The organism is Bradyrhizobium sp. CCBAU 21365 (assembly GCF_015291305.1).
In the GTDB taxonomy this organism is placed as follows: Bacteria; Pseudomonadota; Alphaproteobacteria; order Rhizobiales; family Xanthobacteraceae; genus Bradyrhizobium; species Bradyrhizobium elkanii.
In genome coordinates, this window is record NZ_CP030036.1 from 365,344 (window position 1) to 382,798 (window position 17,455).

Consider the following 17,455-nt stretch of genomic DNA (forward strand, 5'->3'; position numbering starts at 1 on the left):
TTGCGCAACGCTGGGGCCACAGCGCGCTTCAATGACTCCTCCCTGTGGCAATGGGTCCCGGCCTTCGCCGGGACGACGGGAGAAAGTTCGCCTACTTCACCCTGAGCGCATCGAGCAGCGAGCGGAACGCGCGCGCGTAATCGGTGCCGGTCTTGCCGATATCCGGCCCCGCGGAGACTGCAACCGCGGCTTCCGTCACCGCGCCGAGCAGCAGCCGCGCCAGCGGCTCGATCGGCTGTTTCGCGATCACGCCGGCATCCATCGCGGCAGCCAGCGCGCGCGGAAACTTGCCGCCGAAATGCTTGGCATCGATCTCGCGCCAGCGTTCCCAGCCGAGCACGGCCGGACCATCGCGCAAGATGATCTGTCCGGTCGGGCCTTTCGAGCACGCCGCGAAATAACCCTGCGTGCCCGCCGCCATCGCTGCCAGCGGATCGTTCTCGGCGCGCGAGATGCGATCGAGATCGGCGACGAGGTCGATCGACACCTGCTCGAACACCGCCTCGAACACCGCCTCCTTGGTCGCGAAGTGATGATAGACCGCGCCCTTGGCGACGCGCGCTCCAGCGGCGATGTCGTCCATCGTCGCGGCGGCAAAGCCGCGCTCGCCAAAAATGCGCCGCGCCGCCTTGACGATGGCGGCTCTGGTCTTCTCGCGCCGTTCGGCCTGGGTTGCCATCGCTTCGCTCTTGTTTGAGCATGATCTCAGCGCAAACACTGCGCGTTTGTCGCCGGAAAACCGCTTCACACTTTTCCGGATCATGCTGTCTAGCCCAGGTTCCGTAGCGGCACCAGTTGACTTACCGACTCTTGGTCGATAAGTACCGACTATCAGTCGGTAAAGGGAGAGTGCCCATGCCCTCGCTTAGGACGTTGCAAGCCTTCGCTGACACGGTGGAATCCAATGATCATGTCGCTGCGATCATGAACTTCTATTCAGTCGATGCCCGCACCCAGGAGAATGACGGCCAGTGGCGGGTCGGCCGCGAGGCGCTGGCGGCGCGCGAGGCGGCGGTGCTGGCCGCGGTCGCCGGCGTCAAGACCACGCGGCTCGGGCCGCTCCTGCTCGACGGCGATCATTCGGCGATCTGCTGGCGGTTCGAATTCACGGCTAAGGACGGCAAGGTTCGCAGCATGGAGGAGGTCGCCTGGCAGACCTGGCGCGGCGAGGAGCTGGTCGAGGAGCGCTTCTTCTACGATCCGCAGCAGATGGCGCGCTGAGACCACGCCGGCCGTTGCGGCAATACGCCCCGGCGCCGCCTCATTGCGCCGTCATCCGTCGCCACTAGCCTCCGCCCCGGCGCGCGCGTCATGCGCAAGAGGCGGAGCATCGATCATGATCAAGCGAGTTGCCGGTATGGCCGTCATGCTGGCGTTGTCGGCAGCTCCGGCGTTCGCGCAGACGATCTATCCGATCGATCGCGCCGATATCCTCGCCGGCGCCAAATTCGACTTCAAGGTCGAGCTTCCGGGGGTGGTCGATCAAGCAAAGCTCAAGGTCACGCTGAACGGCGCGGATTATGCCGCGGTGTTCGGCCAGGGCGGCACCTTCACCGCGCGCGAGGCCGGCCAAGAGCAATCGGCGCTGTTGCTGCGCGATGTCTCGCTCGCCAAGGCCGGGCAAGTCGCCGTCGAAGTCAGCGACGGCACGCAGAGCCGGACGGTGACCTGGACCGTCTATGACACCGGGGCACGCAAGGCCAGGAACGTGATCCTGTTCATCGGCGACGGGATGTCGCCGTCGCATCGCGTCGCCGCGCGAATCCTTTCCAAGGGGATTGCGGAGGGCAAGAGCCGCGGCAAGCTCGCGATCGACGACATGCCGCATATGGCGCTGGTTGCGACGGCGGGCTCGGACTCGATCATCACCGATTCGGCGAATGCCGCGAGCGCTTACGCCACCGGCCACAAGGCCGCGGTCAATGCGCTCGGCGTCTACGCCGACCGCACGCCCGATCCGCTCGACGATCCCAGGGTCGAGACCATCGCGAGCCTCGCCAAGCGCCGGGCGGGCCTCGCCGTCGGCATCGTCACCAACACCGAGGTCGAGGATGCGACGCCGGCGGCGATGGTTGCGCATACCCGCCGCCGCGCCGCCTATGACGCGATCGTCGCGCAATATTTCGACGCGAAGCCCGACGTGCTGATGGGCGGCGGCTCCGCGAACTTCCTGCCGCAATCCACGTCCGGGTCGAAACGCAAGGACGATATCGACTATCTCGCGCGCTTCCGCGACGGCGGCTATCCGGTCGCGACCACCGCAAGCGAGCTCGCCACGCTCGCGGCCAAAGCGGACACCCGCCAATTGCTCGGCCTGTTCGCCGCCGGCAACATGGACGGCGCGCTCGACCGCAAATTCCTCAAGGGGGGCGGCGTCAAGAAATTCCCCGAACAGCCTGACCTGACCGAACAGGTCCGGGCCGCGCTCACGGTGCTGTCGAAGCACGAGTCCGGCTTCTTCCTGATGGTCGAATCCGGCCTGATCGATAAATACGCCCATCTGCTCGACATGGAGCGCGCGGTCTACGACACCATCATGCTCGACAACGCAGTGCGGCTCGCAAAGGACTGGGCGAAAGCGCGCAGCGACGACACACTGATCCTGGTCGTGGCCGACCACAACCATCCGAACAGCCTGGTCGGCACCATCAATGACGACATGACGACACCCAACGTGCCCCTGCGCGAGCGCGTCGGCGTCTATGAGAAGGCCGGCTTCCCGAATTATCCGGCGCCGAACGCCGAGGGTTATCCGTCACGCGTCGATGTCAGCCGGCGGCTTGCGATCTTCTCGGCCAGCCTGCCCGACCACTACGAGACGTTCCGCCCGAAGCTCGACGATCCGAACGAGCTGACCGTGAAGGGCGATCAGCCCGACAGTTTCAAGGCCAATGACAAGTACAAGGATGTCCCCGGCGTCGTGCTGCGCTTCGGCAATCTGCCGGCAATGATCGGCGCCAGCGTGCATTCCGGCGAGGATGTCATCCTCACCGCGACCGGCCCGGGCAGCGAGCGCGTCCACGGCTCGATGGACAACACCGAAGTATTCCGCGTGATGGTCGAGGCGCTGGGACTGGGCGCGGAGAAGTAACGAATGAAGAGATTGGGTCGATCAGCATGCCCGCTGTACCTCTCCCGCTTGCGGGGGCGACGCTCCTCCAACCTCCCCTTGAGAAGGGGGAGGTCGCTTTGCTCGCCAGAGCAAAGCGGGTGGGGATCTGCTCTCTCCGCAGCCACCATCATCTGCGGCTGACCCCCATCCCGACCTTCCCCCTTTCAGGTGGAAGGAGAGCAAACAAAAAATGGCCGGGATCGCTCCCGGCCATTTCGTATTGTGACGTCGCGCGGCTCAGCGCGGCGGCGCGGCGGAGGCGGTGCCGCCGTTGAGCAGCGGGGTGATGCGGCGGACGGTGACGCGCCGGTTGATGCGGCTCGGTCCGTCGGTCTGCTCCTTCAGATATTGCGAGCCGTAACCCTGCGAGGTCAGGTTCTCCGCCGGCACGCCGAATTGCTGCGTCAAGAGCTCGGCGGCGGATTGCGCACGGCGGTCGGACAGCGACAGATTGTCGGTGTCGTTGCCGGTCGCATCCGTGTGGCCCTCGATCAGGAACACCTCGCGCGGATTGCGCTGGATGGCCCGGTTGAGGCCGTCGGCGATCACCTGCAGCCTCGCCGCCTGGTCCGGCGGGATGGTCCACGATCCGGAGTCGAAGTTGATCGTGTTGACGTCGATGCTCGGCATCTGCATGCGGACGTTGGGGCTGTAGCGGATCTCGTCCAGCGAGTAGCGCCGTTCGATCCGCTGCACCGGCGGTGCTTCCATGGTCTCATAGATCACGTCGGGCGACGCGTCCTGCGCGTCGACGATGTAGCGATCGTAGGGAATGTTGACCACCGGCGGTGGCACGTCGACATAGAAGCCGCCGACCGCCCGCGGATCGCGATAGCTGTTGTCGATGATGACGACCTCTCGTCCGCCAGTATCCCTGCGGATACGGCGCAACATCTGGCCGTCGGAGCCGACCACCGTGATGATCTCGCTGCCGTCGGGACGAACCACGACCGTCCGCGTCTCGCCGCCGATCGTCTCGGTGCGGATATCGCGCGCGCCATAGCGGAAACGATAGACGTCGTCGCCGCGGACATAGGCCTGGCCGCCCGGATCGCGGATGATGACGCGGTCCGGTTCGGTGTAGATGGTGCGGCCGCCTTCGACGACCTCCTGCCGCTGGCTGTGCAGGTCGGCGATGCTGCCGCCGATGATGGCGCCGGCGACCACGCCGGCACCGACGGCGGCGCCGATCGCGAGCGGCTTGATGTTGTCATGCCGAGGTGGCGGCGGCAGCGGCGCTGCGACCGCTGGCGCGGCGCGGAAGGCCGGCGCAACCGTCGGCGGCGCGTATTGCGCGCGGCCGGGCGGTGGCGTTGCGGCGGCCGAGCCGGGAACGACCGACGGCGCCGGCGCGCCCATCGCAGCTCCCTGGGCCGGTGATACGCCGGGCGCAACGCCCGGGCGTGCCGGTTGACCCGGAGCCGGGGTCGCGCCAGGCGCGCCCATTGCCGCGCCCGGGGTCGCAGGCGTTCCGGGCGGTGTCGCCGGACGTCCCTGCTGACCTGGCGCCGGTGGCGTCGGCGTCGCGCCGGGTGCCGGAGGCGTTGTTGCGGCAGGCGGGGTGCCTGGCCGCGCAGGCTGTGCGCCGACAGCCGGAGGCGTCGGTGTCGGTGTCGCGCCGGGAGCTGTCGCGGCGGGTGGCGTACCCGGTCGTGCCCCTGCTGCCGGCGGCGTTGTCGTTGCCGAAGGCGCGGGCGTTGACGTCGCCGCGGGCGGTGTGCCCGGCGGCTGCTTGGCGCCGCCAGGACGTTCACCGCGTTCGCCACCCGGACGATCGCCAGGGCGGCGTTCGGCCGGTGCCGTTGTCGGAGCTCCCGGGGTTGCGGGCGTCGGTGTCGGCGTTGCCGCTGTGGGCGGGGTGCCGGGGCGCGCTGCCGGCGCGGCATTCGGCGTGGCGCCGGGGGTTGGCGTCGGAGGCGTGTGCGCGGGACCTGCGCCGGGCGGCGGCGTGCCGGGTCGCTGCGGTGCTGCGGCCGGCGGCGGTGGGGTCGGCGTCGGATGTGCGGGGGCGGCCGCCGGCGGTGGCGTGGTTGGCTTCGCAGGTGCCGCCGCGGGCGGCTCCGGCCGTGCCGGGGCCGGCGATGGCTTCGCGGGTGCGGCCGCGGGCGGTGGCGGTGTGGGACGTGCAGGCGCAGCCGCCGGCGGAGGCGTCGTCGGGCGCGCCGCAGGCGGCTCGGGCCGTGCGGGAGCGGGCGGCGGCGCCGGATGCGGCGCGGCTGCCGGAGGCGGGGTCGGCTTTGCCGGTGCAGCCGCGGGCGGCTCGGGCCGGGCAGGCGCTGCAGGCGGGGTCGGCTTCGCGGGTGCTGCGGCCGGCGGCGGAGCAGGATGTGCGGGCGCCGCAGCGGGAGGTGGCGCCTGCGGATGCGGCGCTGCGGCCGGCGGTGCCGGACGTGCAGGAGCACCCGGCGCGCCCGGCGCTGGCCGCGCCTTCGGCTTTCCGTCAGGTCCGGTTTCTTCCTTTTGCTGCGCCTGTGCGACGACCAGAGGCGAAGTTTGGGCGTGCGACGCTGAGGTGGCGAATTGCATCACCGTCAGCGCAGTCGTGGCAAGCAGCACGAGACGAAGCTTTGTCATTGTCTAGGAGTCCCCGGCGAAAAGTCTGGGCAGGAAAGAAAACTGAGAGCCGAACAATTCGGCAGGACGATGAACCGCCAGCCGTTAGGCCGGATTGTGGCGAGCCACGGATCATCGGCGAAGTTTATTTCGACATTATAACGGGTTGCATGTGTGATTGTTCACCGCGCGTTCAGAAGAAACGCGCCGACACATTTGCAATCGACGTGGAACTTGGGCGCAAGGGCGACTCACCGGCGGCGAGTCGATCTGTCGCAGGTGGCGGGCCGGACGGTCCAGGCGGTCCGCGCACCGGCGATTCGTCAGGTGTCTTGCCGGGCAACTCGTCCGGTCGCGGTGGCTCGCCGGGTTCGCGAACCGGCTCCGGAATCTCGGGGCGCGGACTGCCGGGAGGAATTCCCGGCGGCGGCTCGCTCGGTGTGCCCGGCGTCGTCGGCGGAATCTCGGGAGGCTCGATCGGCATCATATCGAGACCCCGCGGCTGTCGCCGATGCCAGGTCGCGTCGCGCGCATCAATCGCTCCATCGAAGTTCGCAGCGACAACGGATCGCGCGCCGCGGCGTTCCGATGTTTCACCCGGGCGTGTGGCAGACCGCCTCGATATTGTGGCCGTCGGGATCGAGCACGAATGCGCCGTAATAGTTCGGGTGATAATGCGCGCGAATGCCGGGCGCGCCGTTGTCGCGGCCGCCGGCCGCCATCGCAGCCTTGTAGAAGGCGTCGACGGTGGCGCGATCCTTGGCCGTGATGGCGATATGCACCGGCTTGTTCATCGCGCCTTCGCCGCCGATCCAGAAGTCCGGCTTGCCGTCGGCGCCGAAGCCCGCGGCAGGCGCGTGCCCGGTCACTTCAGCGGGCACTTCCATGATCAGGCCGTAGCCGAGCGGCGCCAGCGCCGCCTGGTAGAACGCCTTCGCGCGTTGATAGTCGGAGACGGAAAAGCCGATATGGTCGATCATCGCGAGCCTCCCTTGTTGTATGACACTACATCCGCGGACTCGTTGCACCTCTCCCGCTTGCGGGGGAGGTCGGTTTGCATCGAAGATGCAATCCGGGTGGGGGCTCTTTCCACAAAATGACTCGTGGACACACCCCCACCCCGGCCCTCCCCCGCAAGCGGGAGAGGGAGCAGATCTCGGCCGCGGACATCTCAGCTCCGCACCAGCAGCGTGTTGCTGCGCGTCCGGCCCTGCACGACGTAACCGCGCGCGTGCATGTCCGCAATGCAGTCGTCGGTCCATTCGTCCTTCGACAGATGCTCGATCACCACCGCGCCGGGCCACAGCGCCTGCGGCGCGTCGCGGAAGAAGCCGATCAGCACGCGGTCCTCGAAACCCTCGACGTCGATCTTCAGCGCGTCGACCTTGCTCGCGCCGGCCTCGTCGAGGATGCGTTGCAGCCGCAGCGAGGGCACCTTGAACGCCTTGCCTGTCGGCGTGCCCGTGACGATGTGACTGGCGCCGAGATTGTCGCCGTCGGTCTCGATCATCAGTTCGCCATCGGTCGGGCCAGCGGCCGCCGCAACCAGGCGCACTTGCGGAAAGCCGGAGGCCTCGGTGTTGAATTTGAGCCGCGCATGCGTCACCGGATGCGGCTCGATCGCGATCACCTTGCCGCCGGGTCCGACATCGCGCGCCAGCGCCAGCGCATAGGTGCCGACATTGGCGCCGAGATCGACGAAGGTGCCATCAGCACCGACATGCGCCCGCAGGAAGGCGAGTTCTTCAAGGTTGTAATCGGGATTGAACAGCGCGCCGCGCTCGGTCGCGCTCGCCTGATGATAGAAGCGGAACGATGCGCTCTGGTAGGTCACGTCCAGCGGACCCGCGCCGAACAGATTGACCAGCTTCGACAGCCAGGGCCGGAACGCGCCGCGCTTCAATCCGCTAGCATGCGCCAGGCGGATGATGGCGGCCTGCGCCGCGTTGGGCGCGAAGGCGCCGAACGGCGCCGGCGATATGTCGTTGCTGGGGATCACGCATGGCCTCGTCAAAAGTGCGGCATGCATAGCCGGTTTTGCCGGCAGCGCCAACGCCCGTTACGCCGCCTTGCCCGCTGCCTGCCGTTGCCGCAGGAAGCGGCCGAGCAGCCTTCGCTTGCCCTTGCGCGGGATCAGATCGACGTCGCTGACCAGTTTGGCGCCGCCCTTGCGGCGCTCCAGCACGATCTTGCGGCTATGGAACGCTTCGAGCTCGACGCGATGGGCGACGCTGACGATGGTCGCCTTTGGCAGTTCCGTCGTCACCGTCTCCATCATCTTGTCCTGGCTCTTCTCGTCGAGCGCGGACGTCGCTTCGTCGAGCACGACGATGTCGGGGCTGTGCAGCAGCAGGCGGGCAAAGGCGAGCCGCTGCTTCTCGCCGCCGGACAGGGTCTGGTCCCACGGCGCGTCCTCCTCGATCTTCTCCTTGAGATGGTCGAGGCCGACCTTGTGCAGGGCACGGCTGATCTCATCGACGCTCCAGTCCTCCGCCGCGCCGGGATAGGCCACCGCACGCCGCAGCGTGCCCGAGGGCACGTAGGGCTTTTGCGGCAGCATGAACAGTCGGCGGTCCGGGTGCAGGCCGACACTGCCGCCGCCCCATGGCCACAGGCCGGCGATGGCGCGCACCAGCGTGCTCTTGCCGGTGCCGGATTCGCCGGCGACCAATAGCCGCTCGCCCGGTTCGATCACCACCTCGGTCTCGCCGACCACGGCGGTGCCGTCGTCTAGCGTGACGGAGAGATCGTTGAGGCTCAGCATGGCCTCGCCCTCGGTCTCGCCGCGCTCGATGCGGCCGAAGCCGTCGCCGGTCTCGGCGCGTTCGAGCCCGTCAAGCGACACCATCAGCGAGGCGATGCGCCTCGCGCAGGCGTTCCAGTCGGCGAGCCGCGGATAATTGTCGACCAGCCAGCCGAACGCGGTCTGCACGATGGTGAAGGCCGAGGCCGCCTGCATCACCTGGCCGAGCGACATGCTGCCGTCGAGGAATTTCGGCGCGCACAGCAGCAAGGGTACCACCGGCGCAATGAGATTCGATCCCTGCGACACCAGCGTCGTGCGCATGTGCTGCCCGGCGAGCCGCGCCCATTGCCGCAGCACGTTCGAGAACGTCTTGTCGATGCCGTCGCGCTCCTCGGTTTCGCCGCCGAGCAGCGCGATGCTTTCGCCATTCTCGCGCACGCGGGTCAGGATGTAGCGGAATTCCGCTTCCGCCTGGTTCTTGTCCTCGGAGATTTGCACGAAGCTGCGGGCGATCGCCGTGATCGAGCCCGACGCGATCGCCGCATAGATGATCGCGGCAATGACCAGGAAGCCCGGGATGCTGATCGACGAGCCGCCGAGCGTCACCGTCAGCGCGCCGCCGATGGTCCAGAGCACGACGATGAAGGTGACGGCCGAGAGCAGCGCCGACGTCACGCCGGCGATGAAGTCGACCGGAGAATCGGTCGCGATCCGCAGATCCTCTGCGATCCGGTACTCCGGATTCTTGTGATCGCCGTCGACCAGGTTGAGCTGGTAGTAGCGGCCGTTGGTCAGCCAGCGCGAGACGACGGCGTTGGTCAGCCAGGCGCGCCAGCGCCGCTGGATGCCCATGCGGCCGAACACCTGGGCAACGCCCAGCAGCACGCTGCCGATCGCGAGCGGAAAGAAGATGGCGGTCAGGTGGAAGACACTGGCCGCGTCACGCTTTTCGATCGCATCGAAGATCGCGCGATTCCAGACATTGATGCCGTACTGAACGGCGACGTTGGCGACGATCAGCAGCAGCAGGCCGATCGTGAACAGCCATGCCAGCCGGTCGCCGCTTCGGCCCCAATAGCCGCGCGCGCTGATCCAGAACCGCGTCAGCAAATAGTCCTTGCGCGCCTGTTCGGCCTCTTCGGCCGATAGCTCGGGATCGGGTTCGACGATTTCCGGCGGCGTCGGTTCGACATGGTCGCCGTCTTCGGCAATCACCTCGACGAATTCCGATTTGTCGTCCGCTTCGCTTGCCGCGGGATCCTTGCGCTCTTGATCGGCCGCCTTTGCGCTCGCTTTCCGAGGCGATGCAGTCTTGGCCGGCGACCGCCTGTCCGACGATTGGGATTTTACCTCAGCTTTGCCCATGGCACGATAACGCCAGGCAAATTACCCGGTTCCGCCCAGCATCCGGCGGTCAGCCGCGCGTATTGCAACGACGAGTCCCAGCCACAACTTCCGCCGCGGCGTATGGTCCCGGCTTTCGCCGGGACGGCAGCGAATATGTGGCACGCGCACGCGATTCATTTACCCCGCCGGCGCTTGATCGCGCCTCAGCCGTCGCGACCGGGTCGCCTTGTGCAGCACGCGCGCGAGCTGCTCGGCCGAATACGGCTTCTGCAGCAGCTCAAAGCCGCCGCTGCCCTGTTGCGACAGCACCTGGCTGTAACCGGAGGCGAGCACGATCGGCAGATCAAGCCGCTGCCGGCGGATCTCTTCCGCTAGCTCGATGCCGCTCATGCCAGGCATCACGACATCCGTGAATACCAGGTCGAACCGGTCAGCGTCGACGGCCAGCTCCTCCAGCGCGTGGGTGGCGTTGTCCACCAGCACACAGGTGCAGCCGAGCTGGGTCAGCGTGTCGGCGGCAAACTTTCCGACCTCGGCATTGTCCTCGACGATCAGGACCGATGCGCCGGTCCGATCGATCGCGGGCGCATCCTCGGTGCGCTGCGCTCGCGCGCCATGCCCGCCGACGACGCGCGGCAGATACAGCGTGAATGTCGCACCCTTGCCGACTTCGCTGGTGACGGTCACCTCGCCGCCGGACTGCTTGGCGAAGCCGAACACCTGGGACAGGCCAAGGCCGGTGCCGTGACCGACCTCCTTGGTGGTGTAAAACGGCTCGAAGATGCGGCCGAACAGCTCCTGCGGAATTCCGACGCCGGTGTCGGTCACCGACACCGCGACGTGGCCGGGCGAGTTCGGCGGCGTGCTGGTCGCGGACGGCAGCCTGTCCACGGCGCGGACCGCGATCGTGAGCCGGCCGACGCCGTCCATGGCGTCGCGCGCGTTCACCGCCATGTTGATGATGGCGGTCTCGAACTGGCCGGCATCGGCGTTGACGAGACAGGTCTCGTCCGGCACCTGCGCCGTGATCTCGATGCGCGCGCCGATCAGGGTTGCGATCATCTCGCTCAGGGTGCGGACGCTCTGGCCGGCGTCGAACACCTCGGGCTTGAGGGTTTGCCGCCGCGCGAACGCAAGCAGCTGGTTGGTCAGCTTGGCGGCACGGTTCACGGTGTTGGAGATCGCATCGATGTAGCGCTGCCGCCGCGGCTCCGGCAGGTCCGGCCGCCGCAACATGTCGACCGACGCGCGGATCACGGTGAGCAGGTTGTTAAAATCGTGCGCGACGCCGCCGGTGAGCTGCCCGAGTGCCTCGAGCCGCTGGCCGTGCCGCAACGCCTCCTCGGCCTCGATGCGCCGGAGGGCCTCCTCCTGGAGGCGCTGGGTTCGCCGGAAGGCGAGCGCGAGCAGGCCGAACAGCAGGGCGGTGGCCGGGATCCCGAAGATCAGGTGCTGGGCCATGGTCGACATCCAGCGCGACTGGATCGCCGCGGTTTCAAGGCCGGCGCTGACATAGACCGGGTATCCCGCCAGCCGCTGGTACCGCATGCGCCGCTCGATGCCGTCAGCCGGGGAATGGATCGTCATCGCCCCGGCCACGGGATTGGCGACGATCTGCCGCCCGAGCGGGCCGCTCGGCTCGAACCGGACGTCGCGGTTGACGGCAGGGAAGTGCGCCAGCACCGCGCCGTCGGTCCGGATCAGCGCCAGGAAGCTGCCGGGCTCGCGGCCGATCCTGGCGTAGAAATTCTCGAAATATTCCGGAAGCACGGAGACCTGGATCACGCCGGCAAAGCTGCCGTCGTCGCCGTTGCGGCGCCGGCCGACGCTGAAGAACCGCGAGCCCTGATAGGGCGGCCGCGGCGTCAGCACCTCGCCGATATAGGTGCCGATGTCGCCCTGGGCATGAATCCGGAAGTAATCCCGGTCCGAAAAGTCGACGTCGGGGGCCGGCTGCACCAGGCTGTTGACGAGGGCGCGGCCGTTGGCGTCGAACACCCAGACCGATTTCACCTGGGGAAGCGCCACGGCGACCTGGCGCAGCCGCTCGTGCAGGCTCTTCTCGCGTGCGCCGATATCGGCATCGCCCATGCCGCGGACGACCTCGGTGACCTCGGCGAGGCCTCGATCGATGGTCTCGAACACCTTCAGCGCGTGCTCATGGGCGACATCGAGGGTGCGCTGGATCTCCTGGTCGGCGGCCTCGCTGGTCGAGATCCAGGACATTGCGGAGGCAAAAACGAACAGCGCCAGCGGAAGGGCCAGCGCGGCGGCCATCATCCATTGCAGCAGTCTCAGCGAATTGCGTTGTGCGGTCTGCACGGGCGCTCCGGCTCCGCGCGGACCATAACGCAAACCGTTGCGCGGGAGGAAGCGAAACGGCGCCGCCGGGCGCGGCGCCGACGCTCGTTCGCCATTCCGCGACCTGTCAAGGTTACCGGAGGCCCAACCCGGATAGATCAATTGGGAGCCGGCTCGCGTCCGGGGCCGCGGAGGGCGGCTGCGGCGCGGCGGCATCACGACCCCGTTAGCGCCTCGCCGGCAGTCAAGCGGAAAATCGACCTGGATGGCGCTTCCGGGCGCTGTTTTTAGGAGTTCTAAAACCTCTCACGGGCAAACGCTTGACCCTGTGACTACCTGCTGAAAAACAGGCCGCATGACAGGCGATCCAAACAGCTCCCGGGATAATTTGCAGGACGTCCGGCTCGGACATGCGGATCGCGGTTTTGTCGGAAAGATCATCAGGCTCGATGCGCTCGTGACGGGCTCATCGCTGTCTCCGCAGGAGCTGGAGCAGCGCCTGGTCGAGATGGGATTTGTCGAGGGCGCGCGCGTGGAAATCCTGCATGAAGGAACGATCCGAAAGGACCCGATCGCGGTGCGCGTCGACAACATCACGATCGCGCTGCGCCGGAGCGAAGCCATGGCTGTGATCGTCGAATGACCACTGCATCCCTGCGCCTGGCGCTGGTCGGCGCGCCGAACACCGGCAAGACGTCGCTGTTCAACAGCCTGACCGGCAGCCGCCAAAAGGTCGCCAACTATCCGGGCGTCACGGTCGAGCGCAAATCCGGCGGCTTCGTCACGCCGGAGGGCCGCAGCGTGACCGTGCTCGACCTGCCCGGCACCTATTCATTGCGCGGCCGCAGCCCGGACGAGGAGATCACCCGCGACATCGTGCTGGGCCGCTTCGACGGCGAGGCGGTGCCCGATCTCGTGCTCTGCGTCGCGGATGCCACCAATCTGCGGCTGACCTTGCGGCTGGTGCTCGAGCTGAAGCGCGTCGGCCGGCCGATGATGCTGGTGCTCAACATGATCGATATCGCAAGGCGCCGCGGCGTCACGATCGACATCGACCGGATGTCGCAGGAGCTGGGGCTACCGATCGTGACCTCGGTCGCGGTCCGCAAGGGCGGCATTGACGAGCTCCTGAAGCGGACCGACGAATTCCTGGCGAAGTCGCATGAGGCGGCGGCCAGCGAGTGGACGACGCCGACGATTGCCGACCTCAAGGCGGCGCAGCGCGAGGCGGACCGCATCATCGCCGCGGCGGTGACGCTGCCGACCAAGCCCGACACGCTGACCAACCGGATCGATTCGGTCGTGCTGCATCCGGTCTGGGGTCTCGTGATCCTGGCCGTGATCCTGTTCGTGATGTTCCAGGCGGTGTTCACCTGGGCGCAGCCGGCAATGGAATTTCTCTCGGACAGCTTCGCCGCGCTCGGGCAGCTGATCCACAATTTGCTGCCCGAAAGCTGGAGCCTGTTGCAGAGCTTCCTGCAGAACGGCGTGATCTCCGGCGTCGGCAGCGTGATCGTGTTCCTGCCGCAGATCATCATCATCTTCCTGTTCATCCTGCTGCTGGAAGATTTCGGCTACATGGCGCGCGCGGCGTTCCTGATGGACCGCATCATGGGCGGCGCCGGGCTGCATGGCCGCGCCTTCATTCCGCTGCTGTCGAGCTTTGCCTGCGCCATTCCCGGCATCATGGCGACGCGCGTGATCGACAATCGCCGCGACCGCCTGACCACGATCCTGATCGCGCCGCTGATGACTTGCTCGGCGCGCATTCCGGTCTACACGCTGATCATCTCCGCCTTCGTTCCGGCGACCACGCTGTGGGGTTTCGTCAATCTGCAGGGGCTCGTGATGTTCGGCCTCTATGCCGCCGGCATCACCAGCGCGCTGACGGTCTCGGCGATCGCGAAGTTCTTCCTGTGGCGCGATCACGCGCCGGCGCCGTTCATGCTGGAATTGCCCGACTATAAGATGCCGCGGCTGCGCAGCATCGCGATCGGCGTGTTCACCCGCGCCAAGATGTTCCTGTACCGGGCTGGCACCACGATCCTCTCGATGATGGTGCTGATCTGGTTCCTGGCCTCGTTCCCGCAGGCGCCGGCCGGCGCCGAGGGGCCGGCGATCAATTACAGCTTTGCCGCGATGATCGGCCATGCGCTCGAGCCGCTGCTGCGGCCGATTGGCTTCAACTGGCAGATCGCGGTGGCGCTGATTCCGGGCATGGCGGCGCGCGAGGTCGCGGTCGCGGCGCTCGGCACCGTCTATTCGATCGAGGGCGGCAAGGAGGCGGCGGACCAGATCGGCCAGGTGCTGGCGCAGAAATGGACGCTGGCGACCGCGCTGTCGCTGCTGGTCTGGTACATCTTCGCCCCGCAATGCGCCTCGACGCTCGCGGTGATCCGCCGCGAGACCGGCGGCGCGAAGTGGATGGTGGTGACGTTCATCTACATGCTCGCGCTGGCCTATGTCGCGAGCTTCCTGACCTTCAATTTGGCGCAGGCGTTGGGCCTGCATTGATCGGCAACACAGTTTCATCATCTCTATTCGAAACTGCGACAGGTGCACGCAGCCAAGCGAAGCAGTAGAGTTGCTCGAGGGCGCGTGAAGCGGGCGCCTCCGCGTGTTCCCTGCGAGACCATGCAATGTCGACGTACGGCCTGGAGCGGCTATTTTCGCCTCGAAGCATCGCAATCGTCGGCGGCAGCCCGCGCCCGTCGTCGCTCGGCGCGGCGGTGCTCAGGAACATCAGAGCGAGCGGCTTCGCCGGCCGCGTCGGCGTGGTCAATCGGAACTATGCCGACGTCGATGGCGCGCCGACCGTTCCCGACCTGAAATCGCTGCCATTCGTTCCGGATCTCGTCGTCATCAGCGCACTGGCGGCGGCGGTTCCCGAAATCGTCGCGGAGGCGGCTTCGGCCGGCGTTGCCGGTGCGGCGATCCTGTCGGCCGGTCTCGGCCATGGCGCGGGCTCGCTCGCGGAGATCGCGGGACAGACGGCGCGGCGGCATGGCATGCGCCTGATCGGGCCGAATTGCCTCGGTGTCATGGTGCCGCGCGCCAAGCTGAATGCGAGCTTCGCCTCGCATCAGCCGTCGGATGGCCATGTCGCCCTGATCTCGCAGTCAGGCGCGGTCGCGTCGGCGATGATCGAGTGGGCGGCGGAGCGGCGGCTCGGCTTCTCCGGCATCGCGTCGATCGGCGACCAGCTCGATGTCGACGTCGCGGACCTCCTGGATTATTTCGCGCTCGACGACCACACCAGCGCGATCCTGATCTATCTCGAAGCCGTCAAGGACGCGCGCAAGTTCATGTCGGCGGCGCGCGCCGCGGCGCGGTTGAAGCCGGTCGTCATCGTCAAGTCGGGACGGATGGCGCAGGGCGCGAAGGCCGCCGCGACCCACACCGGCGCGCTGGCCGGCTCCGATGCGGTCTATGACGCCGCATTCCGCCGCGCCGGCATGCTGCGCGTCTACGATCTGCGCCAGCTGTTCGATTGCGCCGAGCTGCTCGGCCGCGGCTTCGTTCCGCGCGGCAACCGGCTGGCGATCCTGACCAATGGCGGCGGGCTCGGCATCCTCGCGACCGACCGGCTGGCCGAGCTCGGCGGCGTGCCCGCGACGCTGACGGCGGAGACCATCGAACGGCTCGACAAGGTGCTGCCGCCGGGCTGGTCCTACGCCAATCCGGTCGACATCGCGGGCGATGCCGATGCCGACCGCTACGTGGTGGCGCTCAACGCACTGCTCGATGATGCCAACAGCGACGCGGTGCTGGTCGCGAATGTCGAAACCGCGGTGGCGCCGGCTCAGGGGATTGCCGAGGCGGTGGCGCAATGCGTGCGCGACCGCAGGACGAAGCGGAGTGCGGTGGCGGCATTGGTGCTCGCGGCCTGGGTCGGCGCCGACGAACGCACCGGCGCGATCTTCGAGGCGGCGCGGATTCCGCATTTCCCGACCGAGGACGATGCGGTGCGCGCCTTCATGTATCTGGTGCGCTATCGCGAGGCCTCGACCGCGCTCGCCGCAACCCCGCCTGGCGTCGCATCAGTGTTCACACCGGAGACGGCGGCGGCGCGGCACGTCGTCGTGAAGGCGCTGTCGGAAGGGCGCGCCTGGCTCGATCCGGCCGAGATCGTCGCGCTGTTCGCGGCCTATCATATTCCGATCGTGACGACGCTCGTCGCCGAGACCGCCGAGGACGCCGCCGCGAAGGCGGCGCCGTTCCTCGCCGAGGGACATGCGATCGTGGTCAGGGTGTTCTCGCGCGACATCCGGCACGCCTCCGACATCGGCGGCGTGATCCTCGACCTGCGCACGAAAGACAGCGTCGTTGAAGCTGCACGGACGGTCATGGCGCGGGCACGAAGTGCCCGGCCCGATGCCATCCTGCAAGGCGTGACGATCCAGCCGATGATCGTGCGGCGCGCGGCGCGCGAACTGATCCTCGGCATCGCCGAAGATCCGACCTTCGGTCCGGTGATCGTGTTCGGGCGTGGCGGCCCCGCGGTCGAGGTGATCAACGACAAGGCGCTGGCGCTGCCGCCGCTCGACATGAATCTCGCCCGCGAGCTGATCGGACGCACCCGCGTCTCGCGGCTGCTCGGCGGCTACGGCGATGTGCCGGCGGTCCCGGCCGATGTGGTGCCGCTCACCCTCGTCAAGCTGGCACAGATGGCGGCCGACATTCCCGAGGTCGCCGAGCTCGACATCAATCCGATGCTGGCGGACGAGAGCGGCGTGCTCGCGCTCGATGCGCGGGTTGCGATCCGCAAACCCACCCGGCTGTTCGCCGGCCACACCCGGCTCGCGGTGCGGCCCTATCCGTCGCAATGGGAGGGCGAGCTTGCGCTGCGCGATGGCTCGCGTGTCACGGTGCGTCCGATGCGGCCGGAGGACGAGCCGATGGTCAGCGATTTCTTCAAGCGCGTCACCGCCGAAGACCTTAGGCTGCGCTTCTTCCATGCGATGAAGGAATTCTCGCACGCCTTCATCGCACGCCTGACCCAGCTCGACTATGCGCGGGCGATGGCGTTTGTGGCGCTCGATCCGAACACCGGCGAGATGATGGGTGCGGTCCGGCTGCACTCGGATTCGCTGTACCAGAATGCCGAATACGCGATCCTGCTGCAGTCCGATCTCAAGGGCAAAGGCCTTGGCTGGGCGCTGATGCAGCTCCTGATCCACTATGCGCGGTCGGAGGGCTTGAAGCGTCTGTCCGGCCAGGTGCTGACCGAGAACACCACGATGATCGGGATGTGCCGCGATCTCGGCTTCACCGTCACGATGGATCCGGGCGATCACAGCATCGTCGACGTGGTGCTCGACCTCGATCGATCCGGCGTCGATGCAGTCGGCGCCGATATCCTGATCCGGCCTGTTGCGGCTGGCCGCTGACACCAG

General features: G+C 67.5%; 12 protein-coding genes. 5 read left to right on the forward strand and 7 right to left on the reverse strand.

Annotation, left to right across the window (positions count from 1 at the left end; genetic code table 11):
• Positions 1-91: 91 nt before the first annotated feature.
• Entirely contained in the window at positions 92-679 is a 588-nt protein-coding gene (locus XI02_RS01720; RefSeq protein WP_076834698.1) for a TetR/AcrR family transcriptional regulator, read from the reverse strand.
• Positions 680-855: 176 nt separating this feature from the next.
• On the opposite strand from XI02_RS01720, the gene XI02_RS01725 reads away from it, so the two are divergent.
• Positions 856-1,221: a nuclear transport factor 2 family protein gene (locus XI02_RS01725; protein ID WP_172646137.1), complete on the forward strand. Its 366-nt coding sequence runs from the start codon at positions 856-858 to the stop codon at positions 1,219-1,221.
• A 115-nt stretch (positions 1,222-1,336) separates the two neighbouring features.
• Entirely contained in the window at positions 1,337-3,091 is a 1,755-nt protein-coding gene (locus tag XI02_RS01730) for an alkaline phosphatase (protein WP_194483359.1), read from the forward strand.
• 258 nt (positions 3,092-3,349) lie between these two features.
• Here XI02_RS01730 and XI02_RS46180 read toward each other — a convergent pair whose 3' ends face one another.
• The 6 genes from XI02_RS46180 to XI02_RS01755 all read right to left on the reverse strand — a co-directional run bounded on the left by XI02_RS46180 (position 3,350) and on the right by XI02_RS01755 (position 12,080).
• On the reverse strand, positions 3,350-4,471 hold the full coding sequence (locus tag XI02_RS46180; protein ID WP_018269376.1) for an OmpA family protein: 1,122 nt from the start codon (positions 4,469-4,471) through the stop codon (positions 3,350-3,352).
• A gap of 1,387 nt (positions 4,472-5,858) precedes the next feature.
• Positions 5,859-6,149 (reverse strand): hypothetical protein, encoded by a 291-nt coding sequence (locus XI02_RS44975; RefSeq protein ID WP_233475705.1) that lies wholly within the window; start codon positions 6,147-6,149, stop codon positions 5,859-5,861.
• A gap of 109 nt (positions 6,150-6,258) precedes the next feature.
• Positions 6,259-6,645, reverse strand: a complete 387-nt coding sequence (locus XI02_RS01740; RefSeq protein WP_016845485.1) for a VOC family protein — start codon at positions 6,643-6,645, stop codon at positions 6,259-6,261.
• Between the two features lie 191 nt (positions 6,646-6,836).
• Positions 6,837-7,694, reverse strand: coding sequence for an FkbM family methyltransferase (locus XI02_RS01745; protein WP_172646135.1), 858 nt, complete (start codon positions 7,692-7,694; stop codon positions 6,837-6,839).
• A gap of 30 nt (positions 7,695-7,724) precedes the next feature.
• Positions 7,725-9,776, reverse strand: a complete 2,052-nt coding sequence (locus XI02_RS01750) for an ABC transporter ATP-binding protein/permease (RefSeq protein WP_172646134.1) — start codon at positions 9,774-9,776, stop codon at positions 7,725-7,727.
• Positions 9,777-9,935: 159 nt separating this feature from the next.
• Positions 9,936-12,080 carry a hybrid sensor histidine kinase/response regulator gene (locus XI02_RS01755; RefSeq protein WP_172646133.1) on the reverse strand — a complete coding sequence of 715 codons (2,145 nt, stop codon included), beginning with the start codon at positions 12,078-12,080 and terminating at the stop codon, positions 9,936-9,938.
• Positions 12,081-12,414: 334 nt separating this feature from the next.
• On the opposite strand from XI02_RS01755, the gene XI02_RS01760 reads away from it, so the two are divergent.
• The 3 genes from XI02_RS01760 (at position 12,415) to XI02_RS01770 (ending at position 17,449) form a co-directional block, all read left to right on the forward strand.
• Positions 12,415-12,702, forward strand: a complete 288-nt coding sequence (locus XI02_RS01760) for a FeoA family protein (protein ID WP_026192088.1) — start codon at positions 12,415-12,417, stop codon at positions 12,700-12,702.
• On the forward strand, positions 12,699-14,573 hold the full coding sequence (locus XI02_RS01765) for a ferrous iron transporter B (protein WP_172646132.1): 1,875 nt from the start codon (positions 12,699-12,701) through the stop codon (positions 14,571-14,573). Before XI02_RS01760 ends, XI02_RS01765 begins: the two co-directional genes overlap by 4 nt.
• A 125-nt stretch (positions 14,574-14,698) precedes the next feature.
• Positions 14,699-17,449 carry a bifunctional acetate--CoA ligase family protein/GNAT family N-acetyltransferase gene (locus XI02_RS01770; RefSeq protein WP_172646131.1) on the forward strand — a complete coding sequence of 917 codons (2,751 nt, stop codon included), beginning with the start codon at positions 14,699-14,701 and terminating at the stop codon, positions 17,447-17,449.
• Positions 17,450-17,455: the final 6 nt, after the last annotated feature.

Excerpts from the sequence above, each read along its gene's own strand:
- XI02_RS01720 (WP_076834698.1), bottom strand. The coding sequence starts at position 679 with ATGGCAACCCAGGCCGAACGGCGCGAGAAGACCAGAGCCGCCATCGTC.
- XI02_RS01725 (WP_172646137.1), top strand. The coding sequence starts at position 856 with ATGCCCTCGCTTAGGACGTTGCAAGCCTTCGCTGACACGGTGGAATCC.
- XI02_RS01730 (WP_194483359.1), top strand. The coding sequence starts at position 1,337 with ATGATCAAGCGAGTTGCCGGTATGGCCGTCATGCTGGCGTTGTCGGCA.
- XI02_RS46180 (WP_018269376.1), bottom strand. The coding sequence starts at position 4,471 with ATGGGCGCGCCGGCGCCGTCGGTCGTTCCCGGCTCGGCCGCCGCAACG.
- XI02_RS44975 (WP_233475705.1), bottom strand. The coding sequence starts at position 6,149 with ATGCCGATCGAGCCTCCCGAGATTCCGCCGACGACGCCGGGCACACCG.
- XI02_RS01740 (WP_016845485.1), bottom strand. The coding sequence starts at position 6,645 with ATGATCGACCATATCGGCTTTTCCGTCTCCGACTATCAACGCGCGAAG.
- XI02_RS01745 (WP_172646135.1), bottom strand. The coding sequence starts at position 7,694 with ATGCATGCCGCACTTTTGACGAGGCCATGCGTGATCCCCAGCAACGAC.
- XI02_RS01750 (WP_172646134.1), bottom strand. The coding sequence starts at position 9,776 with ATGGGCAAAGCTGAGGTAAAATCCCAATCGTCGGACAGGCGGTCGCCG.
- XI02_RS01760 (WP_026192088.1), top strand. The coding sequence starts at position 12,415 with ATGACAGGCGATCCAAACAGCTCCCGGGATAATTTGCAGGACGTCCGG.
- XI02_RS01765 (WP_172646132.1), top strand. The coding sequence starts at position 12,699 with ATGACCACTGCATCCCTGCGCCTGGCGCTGGTCGGCGCGCCGAACACC.
- XI02_RS01770 (WP_172646131.1), top strand. The coding sequence starts at position 14,699 with ATGTCGACGTACGGCCTGGAGCGGCTATTTTCGCCTCGAAGCATCGCA.